Annotated in this window: 26 protein-coding genes and 2 tRNA genes; 15 read left to right on the top strand and 13 right to left on the bottom strand. The window is 62.2% G+C overall.

The features are described from left to right. The first annotated feature begins 67 nt into the window (after window positions 1–67). Complete coding sequence (locus NKJ08_RS09425; protein ID WP_352526267.1) at window positions 68–922, top strand: transglutaminase-like domain-containing protein; 855 nt, start codon at window positions 68–70, stop codon at window positions 920–922. Window positions 923–1,060: 138 nt separating this feature from the next. On the opposite strand, the gene NKJ08_RS09420 is transcribed toward NKJ08_RS09425, so the two are convergent. The 6 genes from NKJ08_RS09420 to NKJ08_RS09395 all read right to left on the bottom strand — a co-directional run bounded on the left by NKJ08_RS09420 (window position 1,061) and on the right by NKJ08_RS09395 (window position 3,510). Then, the gene (locus tag NKJ08_RS09420; protein ID WP_352526265.1) at window positions 1,061–1,612 is read right to left on the bottom strand and encodes a group I truncated hemoglobin; all 552 of its coding nucleotides are present in this window, start codon (window positions 1,610–1,612) and stop codon (window positions 1,061–1,063) included. Between the two features lie 304 nt (window positions 1,613–1,916). Then, window positions 1,917–2,159, bottom strand: coding sequence for a hypothetical protein (locus tag NKJ08_RS09415; RefSeq protein ID WP_352526263.1), 243 nt, complete (start codon window positions 2,157–2,159; stop codon window positions 1,917–1,919). A gap of 118 nt (window positions 2,160–2,277) precedes the next feature. Then, on the bottom strand, window positions 2,278–2,508 hold the full coding sequence (locus NKJ08_RS09410; protein ID WP_352526262.1) for a hypothetical protein: 231 nt from the start codon (window positions 2,506–2,508) through the stop codon (window positions 2,278–2,280). Window positions 2,509–2,625: 117 nt separating this feature from the next. Beyond that, window positions 2,626–2,775, bottom strand: a complete 150-nt coding sequence (locus NKJ08_RS09405) for a hypothetical protein (protein WP_352526260.1) — start codon at window positions 2,773–2,775, stop codon at window positions 2,626–2,628. Window positions 2,776–2,966: 191 nt separating this feature from the next. Then, entirely contained in the window at window positions 2,967–3,230 is a 264-nt protein-coding gene (locus NKJ08_RS09400; RefSeq protein WP_352526258.1) for a hypothetical protein, read from the bottom strand. Between the two features lie 205 nt (window positions 3,231–3,435). Continuing rightward, a tRNA-Thr gene (locus NKJ08_RS09395) sits at window positions 3,436–3,510 on the bottom strand. A 160-nt stretch (window positions 3,511–3,670) separates the two neighbouring features. Between NKJ08_RS09395 and NKJ08_RS09390 the strand changes: the two genes are divergently transcribed. The 10 genes from NKJ08_RS09390 (at window position 3,671) to NKJ08_RS09345 (ending at window position 9,674) form a co-directional block, all read left to right on the top strand. Then, window positions 3,671–3,877, top strand: coding sequence for a hypothetical protein (locus NKJ08_RS09390; protein WP_352526256.1), 207 nt, complete (start codon window positions 3,671–3,673; stop codon window positions 3,875–3,877). Between the two features lie 158 nt (window positions 3,878–4,035). Next, window positions 4,036–5,328, top strand: coding sequence for a UDP-N-acetylglucosamine 1-carboxyvinyltransferase (gene murA / locus NKJ08_RS09385; protein WP_352526254.1), 1,293 nt, complete (start codon window positions 4,036–4,038; stop codon window positions 5,326–5,328). Window positions 5,329–5,421: 93 nt separating this feature from the next. Next, entirely contained in the window at window positions 5,422–5,856 is a 435-nt protein-coding gene (locus tag NKJ08_RS09380) for a DUF2948 family protein (protein ID WP_352526252.1), read from the top strand. Between the two features lie 4 nt (window positions 5,857–5,860). Then, the gene (hisD, locus tag NKJ08_RS09375; protein ID WP_352781677.1) at window positions 5,861–7,153 is read left to right on the top strand and encodes a histidinol dehydrogenase; all 1,293 of its coding nucleotides are present in this window, start codon (window positions 5,861–5,863) and stop codon (window positions 7,151–7,153) included. A gap of 2 nt (window positions 7,154–7,155) precedes the next feature. Then, window positions 7,156–7,641 (top strand): UPF0262 family protein, encoded by a 486-nt coding sequence (locus tag NKJ08_RS09370; protein WP_352781676.1) that lies wholly within the window; start codon window positions 7,156–7,158, stop codon window positions 7,639–7,641. A 2-nt stretch (window positions 7,642–7,643) separates the two neighbouring features. Further along, a complete protein-coding gene (locus NKJ08_RS09365) occupies window positions 7,644–8,111 on the top strand; it encodes an arsenate-mycothiol transferase ArsC (RefSeq protein ID WP_352526414.1) in 468 nt (155 codons plus the stop codon). An 89-nt stretch (window positions 8,112–8,200) separates the two neighbouring features. Further along, entirely contained in the window at window positions 8,201–8,419 is a 219-nt protein-coding gene (infA, locus tag NKJ08_RS09360) for a translation initiation factor IF-1 (RefSeq protein ID WP_006200926.1), read from the top strand. Window positions 8,420–8,444: 25 nt separating this feature from the next. Next, window positions 8,445–9,074 (top strand): Maf-like protein, encoded by a 630-nt coding sequence (locus tag NKJ08_RS09355; protein ID WP_352781675.1) that lies wholly within the window; start codon window positions 8,445–8,447, stop codon window positions 9,072–9,074. Beyond that, complete coding sequence (gene yacG, locus NKJ08_RS09350; protein ID WP_352526247.1) at window positions 9,071–9,262, top strand: DNA gyrase inhibitor YacG; 192 nt, start codon at window positions 9,071–9,073, stop codon at window positions 9,260–9,262. Before NKJ08_RS09355 ends, yacG begins: the two co-directional genes overlap by 4 nt. Before the next feature lie 336 nt (window positions 9,263–9,598). Further along, window positions 9,599–9,674, top strand: a tRNA-Phe gene (locus NKJ08_RS09345). Window positions 9,675–10,728: 1,054 nt separating this feature from the next. On the opposite strand, the gene NKJ08_RS09340 is transcribed toward NKJ08_RS09345, so the two are convergent. The 3 genes from NKJ08_RS09340 to NKJ08_RS09330 form a co-directional block, all read right to left on the bottom strand. Beyond that, complete coding sequence (locus NKJ08_RS09340) at window positions 10,729–11,124, bottom strand: VanZ family protein (RefSeq protein ID WP_352526245.1); 396 nt, start codon at window positions 11,122–11,124, stop codon at window positions 10,729–10,731. 680 nt (window positions 11,125–11,804) lie between these two features. Next, a complete protein-coding gene (locus NKJ08_RS38985; RefSeq protein WP_502904206.1) occupies window positions 11,805–12,071 on the bottom strand; it encodes a DUF6894 family protein in 267 nt (88 codons plus the stop codon). A gap of 104 nt (window positions 12,072–12,175) precedes the next feature. Further along, a complete protein-coding gene (locus tag NKJ08_RS09330) occupies window positions 12,176–12,367 on the bottom strand; it encodes a DUF3606 domain-containing protein (protein WP_352526242.1) in 192 nt (63 codons plus the stop codon). 419 nt (window positions 12,368–12,786) lie between these two features. Between NKJ08_RS09330 and NKJ08_RS09325 the strand changes: the two genes are divergently transcribed. Continuing rightward, a complete protein-coding gene (locus tag NKJ08_RS09325) occupies window positions 12,787–13,086 on the top strand; it encodes a DUF1236 domain-containing protein (RefSeq protein ID WP_352777861.1) in 300 nt (99 codons plus the stop codon). 132 nt (window positions 13,087–13,218) lie between these two features. Here the strand turns inward: NKJ08_RS09325 and NKJ08_RS09320 are convergent, their stop codons facing one another. Next, window positions 13,219–13,854 carry a hypothetical protein gene (locus NKJ08_RS09320; protein WP_352781674.1) on the bottom strand — a complete coding sequence of 212 codons (636 nt, stop codon included), beginning with the start codon at window positions 13,852–13,854 and terminating at the stop codon, window positions 13,219–13,221. Here NKJ08_RS09320 and NKJ08_RS09315 point away from each other — a divergent pair. Beyond that, window positions 13,846–14,190 carry a hypothetical protein gene (locus tag NKJ08_RS09315; protein WP_198030499.1) on the top strand — a complete coding sequence of 115 codons (345 nt, stop codon included), beginning with the start codon at window positions 13,846–13,848 and terminating at the stop codon, window positions 14,188–14,190. The genes NKJ08_RS09320 and NKJ08_RS09315 overlap by 9 nt on opposite strands. A gap of 85 nt (window positions 14,191–14,275) precedes the next feature. Here the strand turns inward: NKJ08_RS09315 and ggt are convergent, their stop codons facing one another. The 3 genes from ggt to NKJ08_RS09300 form a co-directional block, all read right to left on the bottom strand. Next, window positions 14,276–16,012, bottom strand: a complete 1,737-nt coding sequence (ggt, locus tag NKJ08_RS09310) for a gamma-glutamyltransferase (protein WP_352781673.1) — start codon at window positions 16,010–16,012, stop codon at window positions 14,276–14,278. A gap of 314 nt (window positions 16,013–16,326) precedes the next feature. Next, the gene (rhaI, locus tag NKJ08_RS09305; RefSeq protein WP_352526236.1) at window positions 16,327–17,619 is read right to left on the bottom strand and encodes an L-rhamnose catabolism isomerase; all 1,293 of its coding nucleotides are present in this window, start codon (window positions 17,617–17,619) and stop codon (window positions 16,327–16,329) included. A 168-nt stretch (window positions 17,620–17,787) separates the two neighbouring features. Further along, on the bottom strand, window positions 17,788–19,890 hold the full coding sequence (locus NKJ08_RS09300; RefSeq protein ID WP_352526235.1) for a bifunctional rhamnulose-1-phosphate aldolase/short-chain dehydrogenase: 2,103 nt from the start codon (window positions 19,888–19,890) through the stop codon (window positions 17,788–17,790). Between the two features lie 187 nt (window positions 19,891–20,077). Here NKJ08_RS09300 and NKJ08_RS09295 point away from each other — a divergent pair, with 187 nt between their 5' ends. Then, entirely contained in the window at window positions 20,078–20,887 is an 810-nt protein-coding gene (locus tag NKJ08_RS09295) for a DeoR/GlpR family DNA-binding transcription regulator (RefSeq protein WP_352526234.1), read from the top strand. 55 nt (window positions 20,888–20,942) lie between these two features. Then, window positions 20,943–21,938, top strand: coding sequence for a rhamnose ABC transporter substrate-binding protein (rhaS, locus tag NKJ08_RS09290; RefSeq protein WP_352526233.1), 996 nt, complete (start codon window positions 20,943–20,945; stop codon window positions 21,936–21,938). Window positions 21,939–22,055 lie beyond the last annotated feature (117 nt).

The following is a 22,055-nucleotide window of genomic DNA, read 5'->3' as shown; positions in this document are numbered from 1 at the left end:
GTTTTCCGGAACTGTTTGGCCATCGCGGAGTTTGCCCGGTTGCTGAATGACACCAATCGGAGCCTCGATGCGGATCCGCGCGGGTTTCACCCTCACCTATGAATGTCCGCGGCCAACACCGATGCTGTTGGCGCTCGAGATCCACCCATCGCGCCGTGTCGATCTGCTGACGGAACAGATCATAGGTTTTGATCGCTCCGTCGAAGCACGCGGTTACGTCGACGGTTTCGGCAACGCCTGCACGAGGATCGAGGCGCCCTCGGGCCTGACGACGATCTCAACCACCTTCGAGATCTATGATAGCGGCGAGCCCGATGCGGTCGCCGAGCAGGCTGTGCAGCACAACATCAAGGAGCTGCCGGACGAGGTGCTCGTTTTTCTTCTGGGCAGCCGCTACTGCGATACCGATCGTCTTGGAGATTTCGCCTGGGCGAAATTCGGCAATACCGCGCCTGGATGGGCGCGCGTGCAGGCGATCTGCGATTTCGTTCACAATCATATCGTCTTCGACTACCAGAAAGCCGACTCGCTGCGGACCGCCCATGGCGGCTTCACCGACCAGGCCGGCGTTTGTCGTGATTTTACGCATCTGGCGATTGCGCTATGCCGCTGCATGAACATTCCAGCGCGGTACTGCACCGGATATCTCGGCGACATCGGGGTACCGCCGGCGCCGGAACCGATGGATTTCAGCGCCTGGTTCCAAGCCTATCTCGCCGGCAATTGGTTCACATTCGATCCTCGCCACAACTGCCCGCGGATCGGGCGCATATTGATGGCAACGGGGCGCGACGCGACCGACGTCGCCATCTCAACCAGTTTCGGTTCTTCGCGGCTTACCCGCTTCGAAGTCATCACAGAAGAAGTCCGGGCTGAACCTTCATCGAATGCGTTTATCGAAGATCCCGCGTCCTCACCTTGAGCTGGAAGATCAGGAAGCGTGGGTCGACGACGTCCCGAGGCCCTCTGCAGACCGCGTGGTCAGGGCCGCGCTGCATATTCACGGCGACGCGCGCGCCATACTCAGAACCAATGCGTCCGCCGGCACTATACAGGCGCTTCAGCCCTGCTTGACGTAGCCGGCGGTGACCTCGTCTTTGTGGGCGGCGAAAGCTGCCAAGACCTCGGTTTTCTCGGGCTTCGGAACTTTGAAATGATCCAAGGTCCGCCCGAGTTCCGCTGCGACCTCATCGAATTCTGCGGGAGAGATCCGCAGGTCCCGATGGGCCTCCTCGAGGCCGAGCGGCGTCGTGCCGGGCTTGGTGGCGACGAACTTGAAGGGCCCGCCAGAAACGTCGCAGACCCACAGCGTGCGCATGAACTTCAGGCCAGGCAACCTTTCCAGGTTCTTGGTGTGCCATTTGCGCAGCTGCGGATTCTTGGACTTTTGGCCGACGATGGGGTTCTTCACGACGGCGTCGCTGAAATGATCCACCACCGCCGCGATGGCGAACACGCCGCCCAGCCGGTCATATAAACTCTTGTCGGATGTGGTTTTCTTGGCCTGCGCTAGCGCGTTGTCGGCAGGCAACACGGCCGGCGATGCGGCGGCCAGCGCCAGCCCTGCGACCACGCTTCGTCTTGTGAGAGAGGTCGAAACAGCCGTTTTCATCCCTGGTATCTTTCGAGGTTAGGCCAGAGCAAGCCGCAGCCTGTCTGGCGGGCTTCATGAAGTGACATTCGGACATATCCACTTTGCCGTTAACTGGCATCGTCTAACGACTTAACGAGCCCCCCGCCCGAATTATTCCGATGCACTGCATTGTCAGGGTCAACATGCGTCAAAGGGCGAAGACGCGCGGATGAGGAAGGCTTAAGCAGGCGTCGCTGCACGCGGCAGAGGTCGCGAAGCCACTTCGGCCGCATCTGTGCCCTGACCTTGGCATTTTCCTTCTGTGTCGTGTTGTCGGCGGCAATCAGCCGCTGTAGGGAGCGTACAATCGCTCCACGCGGCTTTGCCGGCTGCCTGCGGCCAATAGCTTGTGCTTTTCGAAGATCGCGAGCTTCTGCGGATAGGTGATCCGCACCTTGGCGTTGCACCCGTCGCATCTGAAGTACGCGATTGTTCTTAGTGCAGAGCCCTTTCTTACCGCCGGATGCGAGCAATCCGGACATTCGAATGTGAGCGCGACGTCAGATAAGTCTTCGGCCAAACCCATTTCCATCCCCTTTGCAAGCTCGGTGGCTACACTCTGGCGAGTCTCAATGGGCAATTCAGATGCCAATCCGATTGTGCCAATGCGGGACTAGAACAATTCGCCTCGGAACGCCGCCTAGCTAGTGCGCCTTCTCTGCGCCTTTTGAGCGACGAAGAGACCTGACTTCCTCCAGCAGTTCGCGCTCATTGGTAAAGTTTCGGAAGATTGCGACAATAATCACCGCTAAGGCTTCGGCATCCCGGCTTAAAGGGTCAATGTGTTCATCTGCGCAAACCTGTTCAAACACGCGTTCACAAATAGCCAAATCGTGAGGGCTGAGGCGGGTGCGATTGAAACGCCGGCGCGACATTTGCGAGCCTTCGAGGCCCGCTGCCCGTGCAAAAGAAGCGGGTCTTCGCAAGAAACGCGAGTCGTTGAGTGGTTGTTCCCGGCTGCAAGCTTGTTAAGCCGCCTGCAGCAGGGCAGACTAGAACGCTTTCCCCGCGCGCATCATGGCGCGTGCGAGCGCGAGCTGCGCCTCGACCTTGGCATTTTCCTTCTGCGTCATGTTGTCGGCCGCGATCAGCCGCCTCAATGAGCGCATGATCTCTCCGTGCGTCCCGCCGACCTCGATCATGCAATCGGCATCGCCGAAAGCCGAGCTCCCTTACCTCCTTGCTTTCGATCTTGCGGTCAGGGCAGTCGTCGGGTCGCTGATCATCCTTTCCGCGCTCCTTTGCACTGTCTCATCGACTGTCGATCGTCATCGCGACAAGAGTGTAAAAGCACGCTCCATCGAACACCGCGACATGGAACCTCCGGCTGAATTTACTCCATGTCCGGCACGTCACCGCTGGTGAACAGCACGGTCGGCGGGCCGTAGTCGCCAAGCGCCGGGTTCGCGTCACGGCTCCATGCGATTACGCCAACGTGCTTCCCTGCGAGCGCCTTGGCGGTGCGGATGGCGCGTTCCTCGCTTTGCTGATCGGCCGGACCAAAGGCGGGAAACAGTTCACCGTCCTCGCCACGATCGAACGCAACGACGACGATCAGCTTGGGCTGCTTCTGGCTAGGCAAAATATGATCCGACATGGCGGTAAGCTATCACATCACAGAGGATTGAGTCGCGTTCGAGACTCGGGAGGTGAGCGTGCAAGACCACAGTTTTTGACGAGCCTGTGCGCGTGGCACTCGGCAGGTCGCGGGGCGCCATATTTTTCGGCAACCTCGCCAACCGCGCACAATCATCATCGAGCAGGTCAAGGAGGCCTTGGAAGATGCGCCAGCGAAAACAATCTGGTGCTGCGAGAGAGGATTGAACTCTCGACCTCTCCCTTACCAAGGGAGTGCTCTACCACTGAGCTACCGCAGCCGCCGATGGCGGGGCTTCTGCCATATCGAACCGGCAAGCGCAAGGCCAAGACAAAGACGGGTTGAAAGGCCGCACCGGCGATTGTTCCGGACATGGCCGCGCCACAATGTTGGCTATCCCTTAATGATGCGCTGGGCGGGTCGCCGGCCGGGACGGGACGATGAACGACAAGACAAATTCTCCGAACAAGGATGGTCCACCGAAGAAGGCCGGCCGCAAGGACCGGCTGGCCGAGCAGTTGCGCGCCAATCTGCTGAAGCGCAAGGCGCAGTCGCGCTCGCGGCGGACCGGCGACGCCGACAAGCGGCGCGCTGGCGAGGCCGACCAGCGGCCGGACGGGCTGCAGGCGGCGATGCAAAAAGATTAACGCGAATCGGCTATGTTGTCCCCGGTATTTTGGCCAAAGGCATCGTGGGCGAAAGAGGGGAATAGCCTGTTTCTTGAACCAAGCCGGCCAATGGTCTAGACGGGCCGCAACAGACTCAACCGATTTAAACCGGCCTTTCGGCCGAGGGGACGCTCTTCATGGATCGCATCAGAATTGTCGGCGGCAACAAGCTTGCCGGAAGCATCCCGATCTCGGGTGCGAAAAACGCCGCGCTGCCGCTGATGATCGCCTCGCTGTTGACCGACGATACGCTGACGCTGGAAAACGTGCCGCATCTGGCCGATGTCGAGCAGCTCATCCGCATCCTCGGCAACCACGGCGTCGACTATTCGGTCAATGGCCGCCGCGAAAAGCAGCAAGAGGGCTATTCGCGCACCATCACTTTCTCCGCCCGCAACATCGTCGACACCACGGCGCCTTATGAGCTTGTCTCGAAGATGCGGGCGTCGTTCTGGGTGATCGGCCCGCTGCTGGCCCGCATGGGCGAGGCCAAGGTGTCACTGCCCGGCGGCTGCGCTATCGGCACGCGCCCGGTCGACCTGTTCCTGGAAGGCCTGCAGGCGCTGGGTGCCGATATCGACGTCGACACCGGCTATGTCATCGCCAAGACCAAAAACGGCCGGCTTGTCGGCAACCGTTATGTGTTCCCGAAAGTCTCGGTCGGCGCCACCCATGTGCTTGTCATGGCGGCCTCGCTGGCCAAGGGCGAGACGGTGCTCGAAAACGCCGCGCGCGAGCCCGAGATCGTCAACCTCGCCGAATGCCTCAACGCGATGGGCGCGAAGATCTCCGGCGCCGGCACCGCAACCATCACCATCGACGGCGTCGAAGCGCTGTCGGGCGCCCGCGTCAGGGTGATCCCCGACCGCATCGAGACCGGCACCTATGCGATGGCGGTGGCGATGACCGGCGGCGACGTCGTGCTGGAAGGCGCACGGCCCGACCTGTTGCAGACCGCGCTGGACATCATTTCGCAGACCGGCGCCGAGATCACGCAGACCAATTCCGGCATCCGCGTCAGGCGCAACGGCGCCGGCATTTCGCCGGTCGACGTCACGACGGCGCCGTTCCCGGCATTCCCGACCGATCTGCAGGCGCAGTTCATGGGCCTGATGACAATGGCCAAGGGCAAGTCGCGCATCACCGAGACGATCTTCGAAAACCGCTTCATGCACGTCCAGGAGCTCGCCCGGCTCGGCGCCCACATCACGCTGTCCGGCCAGACGGCGATCGTCGACGGCGTTTCGAAGCTGAAGGGCGCGCCGGTCATGGCGACCGACCTTCGCGCCTCGGTGTCGCTGGTCATCGCCGGCCTTGCCGCCGAAGGCGAAACCACGGTCAACCGCGTCTACCATCTCGACCGCGGCTTCGAGCGGCTGGAGGAAAAGCTGTCCGGCTGCGGCGCGGAGATCGAGCGCATTTCGGGCTAGAGCCTTTCCGCAGGGCTTGCGGCGCGGTTGCACGGATCGCCAAGACCGCCTAACAGAAGGCCAATCGTAAACCTTCGCAGGTGCGAATTCCGCATGAATGCCCTCAAGCTTGTCGCGTTCGACGATCAGGATCTGAGCATCATCTCGGCGCATGTCCAGGATGCCGTGATGAAGGTCAGCGATCTCGAATTCCTGCCTTCGGTTAAGCGATTCGTGCTGACCATGAACCGGTTCGTCTGGGAGGCGAAATCCGGCTTCCTGCGCCAGCACAATGAGCGGCGGCAAGCCGTGCTGCATTTCGACCGGGTGCTCGGCGCCAAGACCAGCGGCATTGCCCGCGACAAGCCCGACGAGGTGCTGTCGCTGCTGGCGATCAGCTTCGTCGCGCTCGACAAGCCGGCCGGCATCGTCGAGCTGATCTTTTCGGGAGGCGGCGCGATCATGCTCGACGTCGAATGCATCGAAGCGCGGCTTACCGATGTCGGCGGCGCCTGGGAAGCGACGTCGCGCCCCGTCCATAGGGTCTGAGCCGATGGCCATCACGCTTTGCCAGTCCGACGCCGATTTCGAGCAGCGCTTTGCCGCCTTCCTGTTGACCAAGCGAGAAGTCTCGGCCGACGTCGACGCCGTAGTGCGCGAGATCATCGCCAAAGTACGCGCCGAAGGCGACGCGGCGCTGGTCGCCTACACGCAGAAATTCGGCGGCGGCGACTTGGCCAAGCTCGGCATTGCCGTCTCCAGGGACGACATCGCCAAGGCCTACGATGCAGCCGATCCGCAGACGATCGAGGCGCTGAAATTCGCGCGCGAGCGCATCCGCTCCCATCACCAGCGCCAGCTGCCGCAGGACGACCGCTATATCGATGCCGCCGGCGTCGAGCTCGGCTCGCGCTGGACGGCGATCGAGGCCGTCGGGCTCTATGTGCCGGGCGGCACCGCGAGTTATCCGAGCTCGGTGCTGATGAACGCCATACCAGCCAGGGTCGCCGGCGTCGAGCGCATCGCCATGGTGGTGCCAGCGTCGGGCGGCGACGGGCCGCCGCTGGTGCTGGTGGCGGCCGACCTTGCCGGCGTCTCCGAAATCTACCGCGTCGGCGGCGCCCAGGCGATCGCCGCCCTTGCTTACGGCACCGAGACGATAAAGCCGGTCGCCAAGATCGTCGGCCCTGGCAATGCCTATGTCGCGGCGGCCAAACGCCAGGTGTTCGGCACGGTCGGCATCGACATGATCGCCGGGCCGTCGGAAGTGCTTGTGGTGGCCGACGGCAGCAACGACCCGGACTGGATCGCCGCCGACCTGCTCGCCCAGGCCGAGCATGACGTGTCGTCCCAGTCGATCCTGATCACCGACGACCCTGCCTTTGGCGAAGCGGTCGAACAGGCGGTCGAACGCCAGTTGCGGAGCCTGCCGCGCGCCGAGACGGCGGCGGCGAGCTGGCGCGATTTCGGCGCCGTGATCCTGGTGCCGACGATCGAGGCAGCACTGCCGCTGGTCGACCGCATCGCCGCCGAACATGTCGAGCTTGCCATCGACGACTCCGAGGCTTTCCTGGCGCGGATGCGCAATGCCGGTGCGGTGTTTCTCGGCCGCCATACGCCGGAAGCCATCGGCGACTATGTCGGCGGCTCCAACCACGTGCTGCCGACGGCGCGCTCGGCGCGCTTCTCGTCCGGGCTTTCGGTGCTCGATTTCGTCAAGCGCACCTCGATCCTGAAGCTCGGGCCGGAGCAATTGCGGGCGCTGGCGCCGGCGGCGATCACGCTGGCCAAGGCGGAAGGGCTCGATGCGCATGGACGCTCCGTCGCCATACGGCTGAACATGTAGCGATGTCGGACTACGACCATACAAACGCCAGGCTGATCGATGTCGAGCTCGACGAGACGATCGGCCGCTCGACGCCCGATGTCGAGCATGAGCGGGCGGTGGCGATCTTCGACCTGATCGAGGAAAACCGCTTCCAGCCGGTCAATGACGACGGCGCCGGCCCTTACCGGCTGAAGCTGTCGCTGGCCGAATCCCGCCTGGTGTTTGCGGTGACGCGCGAGGACGGCGCGGCCGTCGTCACCCACATCCTGTCGCTGACGCCGCTTCGGCGCATCGTCAAGGATTACTACATGATCTGCGAGAGCTATTACGACGCCATCCGCACGGCGACGCCCAGCCATATCGAGGCGATCGACATGGGCCGGCGCGGCCTGCACAATGAAGGCTCGCAGACGCTGATGGACCGGCTTGCCGGCAAGATCGACATCGATTTCGACACGGCGCGCCGGCTGTTCACGCTGATCTGCGTGCTGCACTGGCGAGGCTGACACTGGCCGCCCCGCTGCCCCGCTCGATCCTGCCCCGCTCGATCCTGTTTGTCTGCGGCATGAACGCCGTGCGCTCGCCGATGGCCGAACTGCTGGCGCGCAAGGTGCTTCCGCCGACGACTTTCGTCGCCTCGGCCGGGGTGCGCGGCGGTGAGCGCGATCCGTTCGTCGACGCCGTGCTGGCCGAGGACGGACTGTCGCTCGGCGAACGGCACCCGAGAACGATGGACGACCTCGAGGACGACTATTTCGACCTGATCGTGACGCTGGCGCCGGAAGCCCACCACACCGCGCTCGAGCTCACCCGCTCGCTGGCCGTCGAGGTCGAATATTGGCCGATGCCCGATCCGACCGGCGTCAGCGGAACGCGCGAACAGATCATGGCCGCCTATCGCGACGTACGCGAGCGGCTGAAGGCGCAGATCGGCCGCCGATTCCTCAGCAACGGGGCTAAAAACGCCGCGGATTAAGCATGTTCACAAGCGGACGTTTATCATATAGGTTCCGCGCAACTTTCCGGCCGGGGCGCTGGAAGTACCCATCCAAGCAAAGGTATCGAATGCCGAAGGAAGAAGTCCTCGAATTTCCGGGTGTCGTCACGGAATTGCTGCCCAACGCGATGTTCAGGGTCAAGCTCGAAAACGAACATGAAATCATCGCCCATACGGCCGGCCGCATGCGCAAGAACCGCATCCGCGTTTTGACCGGCGACAAGGTCCTGGTCGAGATGACGCCCTACGACCTGACCAAGGGTCGCATCACCTACCGCTTCAAGTAAGTTCAAGGACCCGGCCGGGATCGCGATGGGCATTTTGCAGAAGCTCGTGCTTGCCTCGGGTTCGCCGCGCCGGATCGAGCTGTTGCAGCAGGCCGGCATCGAGCCGGATCGTGTGCTGCCCGCCGATGTCGACGAGATGCCGCTGCGCGCCGAGCACCCGCGCTCGCTGGCCAAACGCCTGGCGACGCAGAAGGCCGAGAAGGCGCTGGCCTCGCTGAAGAGCGAGACCGACTGCGCGCCGAGCTTCGTGCTGGCGGCCGACACGGTGGTCGCCGTCGGGCGGCGCATCCTGCCCAAGGCCGAGACGCTCGACGACGCCGCCAACTGCCTCGGCCTTCTGTCCGGCCGTTCGCACCGGGTCTATTCCGGCATCTGCCTGATCACGCCGGGCGGCAAGCTGCGCCTGCGGCTGGTCGAGACCAGGGTGCGCTTCAAACGGCTGCCGCGCGAGGAGATCGACGCCTATATCGCGTCCGGAGAATGGCGCGGCAAGGCCGGCGGCTATGCCGTCCAGGGGCTTGCCGGCGCCTTTGTCGTCAAGCTTGTCGGCTCCTACACCAACGTCGTCGGCCTGCCGCTCTACGAGACGGTGGCGCTGCTCAGCGGCGAAGGCTTCAAGGTGCACGCCAACTGGCTGTCGGGTGCGCGGATATGAGCTCGGACGACAAGGTCACGCCGTTGCGGCCCAAGCGGCCCTGCCCGGAATGCGGCAAGCCTTCGGCACGCGATACCTATCCGTTCTGCTCGAAGCGCTGCAAGGATATCGACCTCAACCGCTGGCTGAAGGGTGTCTATGTCATCCCGGGCCGCGACGACGAGGACGAGAGCGACGACCAGAAATAGCGCCGTCACCTGTGTTTTCCGCAAGCTTGGGTCGGCTTGCCCGGCCTGACCGCGGCCGGTGAATTGGCCCCGACGCAGGCCCATTCGTTTCTGCCTGAAATCCCCATTCGTTTCTGCCTGAAAATCAATGTCTAGAGCCTGTTCCATCCGGATAGAATCGGATGGAATAGGTTCCGGCTTTTTGTTTGAGCATGATCTTTTCCGAAAACCGGATTCACTTTCGGGATCATGCTCTAAGCGCTGGACAGGCCGAATTCCCGTGCTATAACCCACGCGCTTTCAAGGGGTGCCGACGGCGCTTTCATGAACCCGGTGTGCAGACCGCCCGCCGGGCAGGCCCAGATAGCTCAGTTGGTAGAGCAGCGGACTGAAAATCCGCGTGTCGGTGGTTCGAATCCGCCTCTGGGCACCACTTTTCCAATTAAAACCAATGCATCGCCCCATGTGTCTGGTCGGTAAAGTCGGCACTTCAAGTCGCGCCATGTTGCAGACTGGGAGCAGATGGACGACCCGCTACTCTGCAGGCGGCGCGTTCGGGTCTGGGCAATCAGGTTGCGGCCATTCCTCACATGCAGAGGGTCGATCGCCAACGCTGCCATAGCGTTCCACGAGTTTTGCGAATCCGTAGGCGAAGGCGAAAAGAAGCGCCAGAACAACCACTATTCGGACGGCCATAGGGGATTGTATCAGGATCCCACTTAAGATTGAGCAGCATTCGCATTTGGCCGCGCGATTTCCTTGGCGAAGTCGCCGATTTCGCGGCGCAGGTTGCCGCGGGAGCGCTCCCTAAGTTTTCCACTACTAATGTCGGCCGTTTCTCGACTTTTTGTACCCACCATTTCCGAGACTCAATTAGCTTCTGCTTATGGAGAGTCGGCACGCCATCCGAAGGATTAAGGACGGGCTTTGGGAGGTCTACGATATAGACCACGATAAGGTTGTCTTCGCAGACGGGGTGGCTCTGACAAATTTGCAGGATGAAGAGGCACTCGACGCGTTGGAGTTACTAAAAGGGGGATTCCTGGTCCCGAGCAAACGAAGGTCTTCATCACCCCGATCCTGACCATGAGCGACCAAGTTGGTGGCATCCAATTTTCAAGCGCCGCGGCGGCCGTGCATCCGGCAAAAAAGGCCCGCCGCTCCATTCGCGAAGCGGCGAGGCCCCATATTCGGGGACGATTGCCGGGGTGTTCCCCGGCATTGACTACGGTGCAATTCAGGTGCCAGGCTTGATGACCCATAATGGGTCATCACACGGGGGAAAGCGAGAAAAGCGAACGCGGACCTTCCGCGATCACGCCACTGTCGCGCCTTGCCATTGCTGCTACATTGCTTTGCGGCGGACATGATTTTTCCGCCTGGCCGGCGTCCATCAGGCAACTTACCCCAACGCGCCCCCCAAGTGACGCCGGCCATTTTCACAATATTGGAGCGCGAGTACGCCGGCGCCGTTATGCGCTTTCGAGCTATGGCAATCCGCCGGCGACCCGCCTTGTGCAGCCTGCAATTATCAGCCCGCACGCCATTCCGGCGCAGTCGGCCACCCAGTCGAACAGATCCGGGTCGCGCCCTATCAGTTGCGCAGCCTGAAGACCCTCGATCACTGCGCCCGTAAGAACGAGGAGTCCGATCAGCTTTGCCTTGTGTTCCGGCCAGCCGAGACTTCCGAGAGCCGCCAGGACGACGAAGGCGGCGGCGTGATTGAGCTTGTCGTGATCAAACGTGAAAGCGAGGCCAAGACCCTGCAAGACCCGCTCCGGCAAAAGGGCGAACAGCAGAACGCCGGCAAACGCGACGGGAAAAGCAATCCTTGCCACGGTCTGATAAGAATCTAGGCGCAACAGGGTAGAATAGCCTTTCATCCGAAATCTGCAGGGAACACCGCCGGCCGCTGCAGTCGAGAGCTAGCGCGGCGCTCAATTTCCGCCGTCCGGGCGTCGGGTGCATCGTCAGAATGAATGAATGCCTCGGTCGGCCGCTGCACAGGCCGGGCTCGTGGCGAGTGCTCTGCAATGGGCTGGCTTCCCGGGCAGTACCTTCCGCGATCACGCAATTACCTGCCGTGCGAACGCGGCTACTATCTGGCTGCGGCGGACCTGATTTCCGCTTGGCCGGCGCTGCATTAGGCACCTTACCCCACGCCACACGAAGTGGCGCCGGCCCGCTCTCCCAGCTAGATTTCCACCGGTTGCGTGATGATCGACCCGCGTCAAAAAGCCCGCCGCCCTGTCGGACGACGGGCTCCGTTGCCTGGGCGCCAGGGCGCCGCGGTAGCGACTTATGCTACTAATGCTCCCGCAGGTTTCCAATATGCGGCCGCCGCGCGGCGTGGCGCATCGGCTAAACAAACGAAGCCCGCGCCTCTGGCGGAGGGCGCGGGCCGATCGGGTTGCGGCCCGATCTGCAGCAGAAACCCGGGAGGTTCCCGCTGCGCAGAGATAACTATTAGAAACTTCTAATGTTCCGCCTTGAGGAAGATGCCGTCTGCACCAGAAATTTCGGCGCGGCACGTGGCATAGTCGGCGCGATGACGATCGAGCCGTCAGCTCGTGCGCAAGTTGATTCGGAAAATCTGCTCGCCGAAACGCCGCGTTTCGACGGCAAAGGTCAAGGCCACTTCAAGGACCAGACCGTCATGGCCGTCCCGGACTTTGACTGTGATCCTACGGTGAGGAAGGCCATCCCTGGCCATCTCGGCCAATGTGCGAAGGGCTTCTTTCCTGACCAGCGAGAAATCGTCACATAACGTTCCCTGATCGTCGGAATAGACGATTCCGTCTTCATCGGAATCGAAGAAGTAAACGGGCATTGCGCTTGGCCGAAGCGTCGGCATCTGGGCACGTTGTCGATGGCTGGCCGGGATCTCGGCCGATCGCGATCAGTGCCTTTCCAGCCGTCGGCTTCGCCGGCATCTCACTTGCGCTCGCGCAATGCTTTCACCGCCTGCGAGAGGATCATCCGGTCGCCACCGGTCCTTTTGATCAGCTTGCTCACCTGGCTGGGCGAAATACCATTTTCCCGCGCGAAATATTCGACCTCATAATACTCATCCGCCGAAACGCGGTTGCGGTCGCTGAAGTCTCGCTTGCTCTTGTCGTCGGCCATTTCATTTCTCCTCGCCTCAGGGTCAATTTTGGTCGGAAGCACGCTGCAATTTGCGGGTTCGCCGCCATAAAAGTGACGCGCGAACCCTATCGGCGCAGGAAGGGACGGGGCTGCGCAGATGCCGGGTTCGATCGGAGTGGAAACAGCGAAGATCGGTGCGAGCGACCGGCGGCCGTCTACATTTTTCCACGGAATCCTCCCGAAACGTGCAACCAGCAACGGGTACGAGCCGTGGCGGTTCCGGGCTGCGCGACGGCCCCGCCCTTTGCCCGCAAGGATCAGACTTAGGTCCTGCGACAACACGTCGATTGGTCCCGCTCGGGTGGGACCGAAGCCCCGTCGACGGAACGTTTTCAGCTGCCTTCCGTTCGAATGAGCCTTGGCGCGAAGAGCGTCCCGAGTTCGCAAAGGAGACGACCATGAGAATGCATCTTTCCACCGCGGCAGCGGGACTTTTGCTTCTGGCAGGTGTCGGCGCCGCTGCGGCGCAAGACGTTGTCATCGAACCGCAGCAGGAAACGGTCATCAAGGAGTATGTGAAAAAGCAGCCGCTGGCCTCGGTGAAAATCCCTGGGGTGGAGCTCAATATCGGCTCAACGCTCCCCGACACTGTCGAACTTCATGAGGTCCCCACCGTCAAATATCGATATGTCGTCGTTGACAACCGCACCGTCGTCGTCGACCCAGGCACGCGCAAGATCGTCAAGATCATCGATTGACGTGAATGCTCGGGCAGCCGTCGCCCGCTGCTCAGAAATGAGCGGTGGGCGACGTATGTGTTGGGCAGTTTTCAACGTCAGCCAGCAAGAACCCTGCCCCCACTCTGGAAAGGCCGGGCCTAACAGGCAGTTTCAATGCGAACCATCAGCAGACTTTTTGATTCCAATGACCAGGCGGCGCGTGCCGTCGCAGCGCTTCAGGCGGCTGGAATTGGCCGCCAGGAGATCAGTGTCATCGGACCCTACGATGACGAAATCGGCGCCGTCTTGCGCGATCCAGGCACCGGTGCCGCTCTTGGCGCGGCAGCCGGTTTGTTGGCCGGCCTCGGCGCCTTTGATCTCCCCGGCATCGATCCCCTCGGCGCGGGATGGCTTGAATCGGCCCTCGTCGGTGCAGTCTTGGGCTGCGTTATCGGCAGACTTCTCGGGACATTGTCCGATATCAGCAAGCAGCCGGGCCAGCCGGATGCCGCACAAGGTGTGATCCTGGTGCTGGCGCATGTCGATGAAAAGCAGGCCGACACCGCGCAGGCGGTGCTTGGAGCTTCCGTTCAGGCGACGCAGCCCATGGCCACTGCCGCCTGAAGATTCAGCTCCGGCAAAGCACTTGACCGGGCCTGGCAGCGGGGCGATCAAGCACGAACCCAAAAAACTCTGGCAAGCCGCCGCCAGAAAGTGTTGAACACCGTGCCGATCACATTCGACGAGCGGTTGCGCTCGGCGAGGCTTGATGATTTGCTGCCAGTTTGCGGAGAACGAATGATGCATGAGCCTGTCGGTCAAGACGAATATGGGTCGACCAGCCCGTTCGATCCGGACGACCTGTCGAGGTTGAACGCGATCGGCCCGAGCGCCGGCAGCAACGATTTCGAAAAATACGCAGTCGCCGTGATCATCGTGTTCGGCGCCCTGATCATCGGCGGCCTGATGGCCGCCGGCTTGAGCTTCGGGCGCCGCAGCACCTTCTTTTTCGCGCTTGGCGGCGCCACCGCCGCATGGATCTCCGGCAATGCGCTTCTGCTCGACCGGCCGCGCATCTACGCGCTGTTCGTCGGCGTCGCGGCGCTGATGCTGATTGCGTCCACGATCGCGCTGGTCACCTGATTCAAGGCGAAATCTTCCTGTTGACCGTGATCCTGAAAACGGTTTGCACTTTTTGCTGCGCTGACCTTCGGTTTGGGATCATCGTCTAATACCCGATAGCCTCGCCGGATGCGGCGCGGCTGTCGATGGCGCCGTTGTAGCGGGCGCCACCACCCTTCTCGATTTCCGTCAGGCTCTTGCCGCCGACCAGGATGCCGGCCGCCTGGCCCCAGGTCGTGTCGGCAAGATCGAGGTGGTAGCCCATGCCGGTAAGCAGCTTTTCGGTGTCGGGCGACAGGCCGAAAGGTTCGATATAGACCGTGTCGGGCAACCATTGGTGATGGATGCGCGGCGTATCGATCGCCTCCTGGATGTTCATGCCGTGGTCGATGACGTTGACGATCGCCTCCAGCGTGATGGTGATGATGCGTGAACCGCCAGGGCTGCCGATGACCATGAACGGCTTGCCGTCTTTGGCGAGGATGGTCGGGCTCATCGACGACAGCGGCGTCTTTTTCGGCGCAATCGCGTTCGCCTCGCCCTGGACCAGGCCATAGAGATTGGGCACGCCGGGTTTCTGGGTGAAGTCGTCCATCTCGTTGTTGAGCAAGATGCCGGTGCCGCCGGCGACGACGCCGGCGCCGCAAGGCCCGTTCAGCGTGTAGGTTACCGCGACGGCGTTGCCGTCATTGTCGATGATCGAATAATGCGTTGTCTCGCTGCTCTCGCCAAAGCCCTTCGGCATCAATTCCTGCGACACGCCGGCCCGGAACGGATCGATCTTTTCGCGGATTTCCCTGGCGTAATTCTTGTCGAGCAGTTTTGCGACCGGGTTGTCGACGAAGCCGGGATCGCCGAGCGCCGAATTGCGGTCAACATAGGCATGGCGCATCGCCTCGACCATGACGTGAACCGTCTCGGCCGAGCCGGCGCCGAGATAGGACAGTGGATAGAACTCAAGCACGTTGAGTATCTCGCAGATGATGACGCCGCCGGAGCTCGGCGGCGGCGAGGAAATGATCTCGTAGCCGCGATAATTGCAGGTCGCCGGCTTGAGCTCGCGCACCGCATAGTTTTCGAAATCCGCCTTGGCCAGGATGCCGCCCTTTGCGCCGCTCGCCTTGACGATGGCGTCGGCGATCGCGCCTTTGTAGAAGGCATCCGCACCGCGTTCGGAAACGGCGGCAAGCGAAGCCGCGAGATCGGGCTGAACAAGGCGCTCGCCAATGGCATAAGGCTTGCCGTCCGGCTTGAGGAAAATGGCCGCCGCCGCTGGATCCCTCGCCAACCGCTCCGCGCCGCCCTGGAGCGAGGCCGCATCGCCCTGCTCCAGCACGAAGCCTTCCTCGGCAAAGCGGATGGCCGGCGCCAGCAAATCCTGCCGCGTCAGCGTGCCGTATTGGTCCCGTGCCATCTCGAAACCGGCAACCGAGCCCGGCACGCCGACCGCCAGATAGCCGTCAAGACTGGCGCCCTTCACCGGCTTGCCGTCCTTGTCGAGATACATGGTTTTGGTCGCGGCCAACGGCGCGCGCTCGCGGAAATCGAGGAAGGTCGAACGGCCGTCCTTGAAGCGGATGGTCATGAAGCCGCCGCCGCCGATATTGCCGGCGGTCGGATAGACCACGGCCAGCGCATAGCCGACGGCGACCGCGGCATCGACGGCATTGCCGCCCTTCTTCAGCACCTCGATGCCGACCTCAGACGCAAGATGCTGGGCGGTCACAACCATGCCGTGCTCGCCCTTCGCCGGCTGCGGCGAGGCGGCAAAGGCGAGGAACGGGACAAAAGTCAGGGTGAGGGAAAGGCTGACGGCTATCAGGGTGCGGCGGGTGGAATGCATGGCCGTTCTCCGAGGCTTGGGGTGAGCCTAGGAAAGCCGTTTGGGGAGGTCGAGTCTACTGACAATGATGCGAGAAAGGCGTCGTATGCTGGTGCCGGTTCGCTGCGTAATCACCGTTGCGATCTTTGACTGATGCCGCTGAGCGCCGCCGCGTTGGCAGCAAGGCCACGCTTCATTGCGGCTCTCAGAATTTTTTCCCGTTTCAGCAATTTGTTCTTGCTTTGTGCCGGCAGCTATGCTACTAATCTGGCTGTGGTGCCAATTGGCTCAAACGACCCGCCCTTCGTGGCGGGTTTTCCATTTTCACCCCAGCTTCAAACAATCCCGCCGCCGACGCTCGCCACCGCCGGCCGTTCTGCTGCGACCTTCGCCCGGTAGCCGGCGGCGCGGTAGGCGGCGACCGGATCGATGGCGCCGCCGGTCTTCAGCCGCGCCATGGCGAGGATCGGCTCGACATCGGTGCGGTAGGCGGCTTTCAGCGTCTGCGTCGCCATCAGCGCGTCATTGGCGTCCTGGAAGCCTTGAAGCGCCTCGCGGTCGACCAGCAGCGCCTGCGCATAGGCGCGCTGCACCTCAACTGCCGACAACATCAGGCTTTCGATCGGATCGGTGACGTTGTGGCTCTGGTCGAGCATGTGGGCCGGATCGAAACCTTCGGCACCTGAGAGTTCGGCATCGACCAGCTCGTTGAAGACCAGGAACAGCCGGTAGGGATCGATGGAGCCGGCGTCGAGGTCGTCGTCGCCATATTTCGAATCGTTGAAATGGAAGCCGCCGAGTTTTTTGAACTGTATCAGCCGCGAGACGATCATCTCGATGTTGACGTTGGGCGCGTGATGGCCGAGGTCAACCAGGCAAAACGCCTTGTCGCCGAGCTCTTTGGCGATGATGTAGTTGGTGCCCCAGTCCTGCACGACCGTCGAATAGAAGGCCGGCTCGTACATCTTGTGCTCGGTGAACAGCTTCCAGTCGCTCGGCAGTCCGGCATAGATCTCCCTCATCGCGTCGAGATAACGCTCGAACGCCTTGGCGAAATTGACCTGGCCGGGAAAGTTGGAGCCGTCGCCGATCCACACCGTCAACGCCTTCGAGCCCAGCGTGCTGCCGATCTCGATGCATTCGAGATTGTGCTCGACCGCCTGCTGGCGCGTCGCGGCATCGGCATGCGACAGCGAGCCGAACTTATAGGAAAGTTTCTGGTCGCTGGCGTCGGAAAAGGTGTTGGAGTTGATGGCGTCGAAGCCGAGTCCAAAGCGCGATGCGGCCTGCTTCAGCCGGTTCGGATCGGCCTTGTCCCACGGAATATGCAGCGAGACGGTCGGCGTTGCCTGCGTCAACTGCCGGATGACGGCGCAATCCTCGATCTTGTCGAAAATGTCGCGCGGCTCGCCGGCGCCGGGAAAGCGGGCAAAGCGGGTGCCGCCGGTGCCGACGCCCCAGGACGGAATGGCCACGGCAAATTTCTCGACCCTGTCGCGGATGGCGTCGATGGCGATGCCGCGGCGGTCGAGGCGCTCGCCGAGCGAGTCATAATCGCGTTCGAGGTCGGCCTTGCGTGCCGCGTTGTCTTTCTCGACAACATCGGCGGAGATAATGGTTTCGGACACTGCGTTTCCTCCCAAATGCGTTCGGTTGGCGCTGCCCCTCATCCGCCTGCCGGCACCTTCTCCCCGTAGAGAGACGGGAAGAAGGGAAGCGCTCCGGCGTTGGCGACCCCCTCTCCCCGTCGTTACGGGGAGAGGGTAAGGGTGAGGGGCAGCGCCGCCTTCAAACTATTACCGAGTAAAGCTCTGGGCGTTGCCAGCGTCGACATTGACGATGTTGCCGGTCGACTTGGCCGACATGTCGGAGGCGAAGAAGTAGATCGCCTCGGCGATGTCCTCGGGGAATACCGACCGCTTCAGCATCGAGCGCGAGCGGTAATGCTCTTCGAGATCGTCGGTCGACATCTTGTATGCGGCGGCGCGCTGTTCCTTCCACTCGCCGGTCCAGATCTTCGAGCCGCGCAGCACGGCGTCGGGATTGACGACATTGACCCGGATCTGTGCTTCCGCGCCTTCCAGCGCCAGGCAGCGCGCCAGATGGATCTCGGCGGCCTTGGCCGTGCAATAGGCGGCGGCGTTGGGCGATGCGGAAAGCCCGTTCTTGGAGGCGACGAAGACCACGTTGCCGCCGATTTTTTGCGCGCGAAACAGCCGGAAAGCCTCGCGCGAAACGAGGAAATAGCCGGTCGACAAGATGTCCATGTTCTTGTTCCACAGCGCCAGCGTGGTTTCTTCGATCGGCGCAGCGGATGCCAGGCCAGCATTGGAGACCAGGATGTCGATGCCGCCGAACTCGACCGCCGTCTCGGCAAAGCCGGAGATTACCTGATCTTCAGACGTGACGTTGATGACGACGGGCCGCACGAAATCCTTGCCATAGGCCTTGGCAAGCTCGTCATTGGCGCTGGCAAGGGCTGCCTCGTCGATATCGGCCAGCACGACGCAGGCGCCCTCGCGCAGCAGCCGGTTGGCGGTGGCCCGGCCGATGCCGCCGGCGCCGCCGGTGACCAGCGCGATCTGGCCGGCAAGGGCTTTTGGTTTCGGCAGGCGCTGCAGCTTTGCCTCTTCGAGCAGCCAGTATTCAATATCAAAAGCTTCCTGGTCGGGCAGGCCGACATAGGTCGACACCGTCGAGGCGCCGCGCATGACATTGATAGCGTTGACGTAGAATTCGCCCGAAATGCGCGCCGTCGCCTTGTCGCCGGCGAAGGTGAACATGCCGACGCCTGGCATCAGATAGACCACGGCATTGGGATCGCGCACCGATGGCGAATCCGCGTGCTTGCAGCGGTCATAATAGGCCTGATAGCCGACGCGATACTCCGCCACATCATCGGCAAGACGGGCAATGACGGCATCGACGTCGGGCGCCTTGGGATCGAACTCGATGACCAGCGGCCGGATCTTGGTGCGCAGGAAATGGTCCGGGCAGGACGTGCCAAGTGCGGCCAGTGGCCGCAAATCCTTGGAATTGACGAATTCGAGCACGGCGGGCGAATCGTCGAAATGGCCGAGCTTGTGGCTTTTCTCCGAGATCAGGCCGCGGATACTCGGCATCAGTTTTGCGGCCACCGCGCGACGCGCCGGCGCGTCGAGCGATTTGACCACTTCGCCGCCGAAGATCGGCTTGCCCTGGCTCTTGCGCTCGAACCAGTCAATCGCCTGGTTGATCACCGAAATCGTCGTCTCGTAGCATTCCTTCGGTGTGTCGCCCCAGCTGAACAGGCCATGGCTTGCCAGCACAACACCCTTGGCGTCGGGGTTCTCGAGGCAGAATTTCTCCAGCCATAGGCCGAGCTCGAATCCCGGACGTTTCCATGGCAGCCAGCCGATCGTGTCGCCGAAGATCTCCTTGGTCAGCGCCTGCGAATCCTTGGCGGCGGCAATGGCGATGATGGCGTCGGGGTGCATATGATCGACATGCGGCTTCGGCACGAAGGCATGCAGCGGCGTGTCGATCGAGGCCGCGCGTGGGTTGAGATTGAAAGTACAATGCGGCAGATAGCCGACCATCTCGTCCTCATGCTCGAGGCCGCGATAGAGACCCTTCAGCGCGCGCAATTTATCCATGTAGAGCGTGGCGAAACCGTCGAGCTTGATCGAGGCGCTGTCGCCGCCCGAGCCCTTGACCCACAGCACTTCCACGCTCTCGCCGGTGAGCGGATCCTTTTGCCAGATCTTGGAGGAGGTGTTGCCGCCGCCATAATTGGTGACGCGCTTGTCGGAGCCAAGAACGTTCGAGCGATAGACGAGACGTTCCGGCTCGCTCATTGCCTGGGCTTTCGCCTCATCCCAAAGATTGGCGAGGCGCGTGCCGGAGCGCTTGTCGAGCATAGGTATCCTCCCTTTGGGACACGCAAACGACGCGGGTCCCTTTTGCCCGAATTTCTACGCAAGCGGCTGTCTTGTCAATCACAAACGATCAATATCAATCATATTGCATTGCACAATGAAATTATCTGATCGGAAATGATTGACACTGCGCGCTTTGGGTGCCTAGATGCTCAAGCAGGGAGGAACCATGCACGAGAAAGAGCGCCACAGGATCATTCTGTCCGCCGTCCAGGAAAAACCTGTGGTGACGGTGCAGGAGATGGTCGACCTGACGGAATCGTCCGAGGCGACGATCCGGCGCGACATCGCGGCATTGCATGTGCAAAAGCGCCTGCGCCGGGTGCGCGGCGGTGCCGAGGCGCTGTCGCCGCCGCAGTTCATCGGCCTTGCCGGCCGGCCGTTTTCCGTCAACGAGACCATCAACGCCTCGCAGAAGCGGGCAATCGCGCGGGAAGCCGTGGAACTCTGCAAGGATGGCGAGCCGATCATCATCAATGGCGGCACCACCACCTTCCAGATGGTGCATTTCCTGACCGGCCGCCGCATGCCGATCTTCACCAATTCCTTTCCGATTGCTGAGCACCTGCTCAGGCATTCCAAGAACACGGTGATGCTGTCGGGCGGAACCATCTACCGCGAGCAGAACATCATCCTGTCGCCCTTCGACAATGACGTGACGCGCAATTTCTACGCGCGCCGCATGTTCATGGGCGCGCAGGGACTGGGACCGCTGGGTCTGATGGAAGGCGACCCACTGTTGATCCAGGCCGAGCAGAAGCTGATCGACCAGGCAGACGAGCTGGTGGTGCTGGTCGATTCCTCGAAATTCCGCAAACGCTCGAGTCTGATCCTGTGCGGCCTGTCGCGCATCGCCACGGTGATCACCGACGACGGCATCGAGGATCGCGAGGCCAAGATGCTGGAGACCGCCGGTGTGACGCTGATCGTCGCCCGCACAACGGCAAGCAACAAGGAAGAATCTTCGCTGCAGGCCTGAGAAAAACTCACGCCCGCAGCGGCGATGGAATGCAACGCTCAAGGGAGGATATTCGATGAGCTTTCTGAAGAAATTGATGATTACGGCGGCGTTCTCCGCCGCCATGTTCGTGAATGCTGCCTATGCCGAAAACGTCAAGATTGCGCTGGTGGTGAAGTCGCTCGGCAACGGCTTCTTCGACGCCGCCAACAAGGGCGCCGAAGAGGCGGCCAAGGAACTCGGCGATGTCGAGATCATCTATACCGGCCCGACCAAGGCGACCGCCGAAGCGCAGATCGAAGTGGTCAATTCGCTGATCGCCCAGAAGGTCAATGCCATTGCCATTTCTGCCAATGACGCCGACGCGCTAGTACCGGCGCTGAAGAAGGCGATGGAACGCGGCATCACCGTCATCTCGTGGGATTCAGGCGTCGCGCCGGAAGGCCGCCAGCTTCACCTCAACCCCTCCGACACCAACCTGATCGGCGAGACCATTATCAAGCTTGCCGCCGACTACCTGCCGGAAGGCGGCGACGTCGCCATCCTGTCGGCTTCGTCCACCGCGACCAACCAGAACGCCTGGATCGATGCGGCCAAGAAGGTGCTGCCGGAGAAATTCCCCAAGATCAAGCTCGTCGCCACCGTCTATGGCGACGACGACTCGGCCAAGAGCACGGACGAGGCCAAGGGCCTGCTGAAGTCCTATCCGAACCTCAAGGCGATCATCGCACCGACCACGGTCGGCGTCGTTGCCGCCGCTCAGGTGGTGACCGACGAAGGCCTGATCGGCAAGGTCAACGTCACCGGCCTAGCGCTGCCGTCGGAGTTCAAGAAGTTCATCGACAATGGCGCTTCGCAGGCGGTTGCGCTGTGGAACCCGATCGATCTCGGCTATTCCGCCGTCTACCTCGCCCATGATCTGGCGGTGAAGAAGGAAGAAGCCAAGCCGGGCGCGACGCTGTCGATCGGCCGTGTCGGCAAGGTCACGCTCGACGACACCAACTCGGCTGCGATGGCTCCGCCCTTCCAGTTCGACAAGTCGAACATCGAAAAGTTCTCCAAGATCTATTGATCCTGGAGCCCTTCAACCTGGCGCGGGGGGGGGGGGGGGGGGGGGGGGGGGGGGGGGGGGGGGGGGGGGGGGGGGGCGCGGGGGGGGGGGGGGGGGGGGGGGGGGGGGGGGGGGGGG

It is taken from the genome of Mesorhizobium sp. M0244 (assembly GCF_040321795.1).
Lineage (GTDB): Bacteria > Pseudomonadota > Alphaproteobacteria > Rhizobiales > Rhizobiaceae > Mesorhizobium.
The sequence above is the reverse complement of the archived record's forward strand: the minus strand, read 5'-3'. Positions and strand labels throughout refer to the sequence as shown.

Coding starts and splice junctions, on each gene's coding strand:
- NKJ08_RS09425 (WP_352526267.1), top strand. CDS start 68: ATGCGGATCCGCGCGGGTTTCACCCTCACCTATGAATGTCCGCGGCCA.
- NKJ08_RS09420 (WP_352526265.1), bottom strand. CDS start 1,612: ATGAAAACGGCTGTTTCGACCTCTCTCACAAGACGAAGCGTGGTCGCA.
- NKJ08_RS09415 (WP_352526263.1), bottom strand. CDS start 2,159: ATGGGTTTGGCCGAAGACTTATCTGACGTCGCGCTCACATTCGAATGT.
- NKJ08_RS09410 (WP_352526262.1), bottom strand. CDS start 2,508: ATGTCGCGCCGGCGTTTCAATCGCACCCGCCTCAGCCCTCACGATTTG.
- NKJ08_RS09405 (WP_352526260.1), bottom strand. CDS start 2,775: ATGATCGAGGTCGGCGGGACGCACGGAGAGATCATGCGCTCATTGAGG.
- NKJ08_RS09400 (WP_352526258.1), bottom strand. CDS start 3,230: ATGTCGGATCATATTTTGCCTAGCCAGAAGCAGCCCAAGCTGATCGTC.
- NKJ08_RS09390 (WP_352526256.1), top strand. CDS start 3,671: ATGAACGACAAGACAAATTCTCCGAACAAGGATGGTCCACCGAAGAAG.
- murA (WP_352526254.1), top strand. CDS start 4,036: ATGGATCGCATCAGAATTGTCGGCGGCAACAAGCTTGCCGGAAGCATC.
- NKJ08_RS09380 (WP_352526252.1), top strand. CDS start 5,422: ATGAATGCCCTCAAGCTTGTCGCGTTCGACGATCAGGATCTGAGCATC.
- hisD (WP_352781677.1), top strand. CDS start 5,861: ATGGCCATCACGCTTTGCCAGTCCGACGCCGATTTCGAGCAGCGCTTT.
- NKJ08_RS09370 (WP_352781676.1), top strand. CDS start 7,156: ATGTCGGACTACGACCATACAAACGCCAGGCTGATCGATGTCGAGCTC.
- infA (WP_006200926.1), top strand. CDS start 8,201: ATGCCGAAGGAAGAAGTCCTCGAATTTCCGGGTGTCGTCACGGAATTG.
- NKJ08_RS09355 (WP_352781675.1), top strand. CDS start 8,445: ATGGGCATTTTGCAGAAGCTCGTGCTTGCCTCGGGTTCGCCGCGCCGG.
- yacG (WP_352526247.1), top strand. CDS start 9,071: ATGAGCTCGGACGACAAGGTCACGCCGTTGCGGCCCAAGCGGCCCTGC.
- NKJ08_RS09340 (WP_352526245.1), bottom strand. CDS start 11,124: ATGAAAGGCTATTCTACCCTGTTGCGCCTAGATTCTTATCAGACCGTG.
- NKJ08_RS38985 (WP_502904206.1), bottom strand. CDS start 12,071: ATGCCCGTTTACTTCTTCGATTCCGATGAAGACGGAATCGTCTATTCC.
- NKJ08_RS09330 (WP_352526242.1), bottom strand. CDS start 12,367: ATGGCCGACGACAAGAGCAAGCGAGACTTCAGCGACCGCAACCGCGTT.
- NKJ08_RS09325 (WP_352777861.1), top strand. CDS start 12,787: ATGAGAATGCATCTTTCCACCGCGGCAGCGGGACTTTTGCTTCTGGCA.
- NKJ08_RS09315 (WP_198030499.1), top strand. CDS start 13,846: ATGATGCATGAGCCTGTCGGTCAAGACGAATATGGGTCGACCAGCCCG.
- NKJ08_RS09320 (WP_352781674.1), bottom strand. CDS start 13,854: ATGCATCATTCGTTCTCCGCAAACTGGCAGCAAATCATCAAGCCTCGC.
- ggt (WP_352781673.1), bottom strand. CDS start 16,012: ATGCATTCCACCCGCCGCACCCTGATAGCCGTCAGCCTTTCCCTCACC.
- NKJ08_RS09300 (WP_352526235.1), bottom strand. CDS start 19,890: ATGCTCGACAAGCGCTCCGGCACGCGCCTCGCCAATCTTTGGGATGAG.
- NKJ08_RS09295 (WP_352526234.1), top strand. CDS start 20,078: ATGCACGAGAAAGAGCGCCACAGGATCATTCTGTCCGCCGTCCAGGAA.
- rhaS (WP_352526233.1), top strand. CDS start 20,943: ATGAGCTTTCTGAAGAAATTGATGATTACGGCGGCGTTCTCCGCCGCC.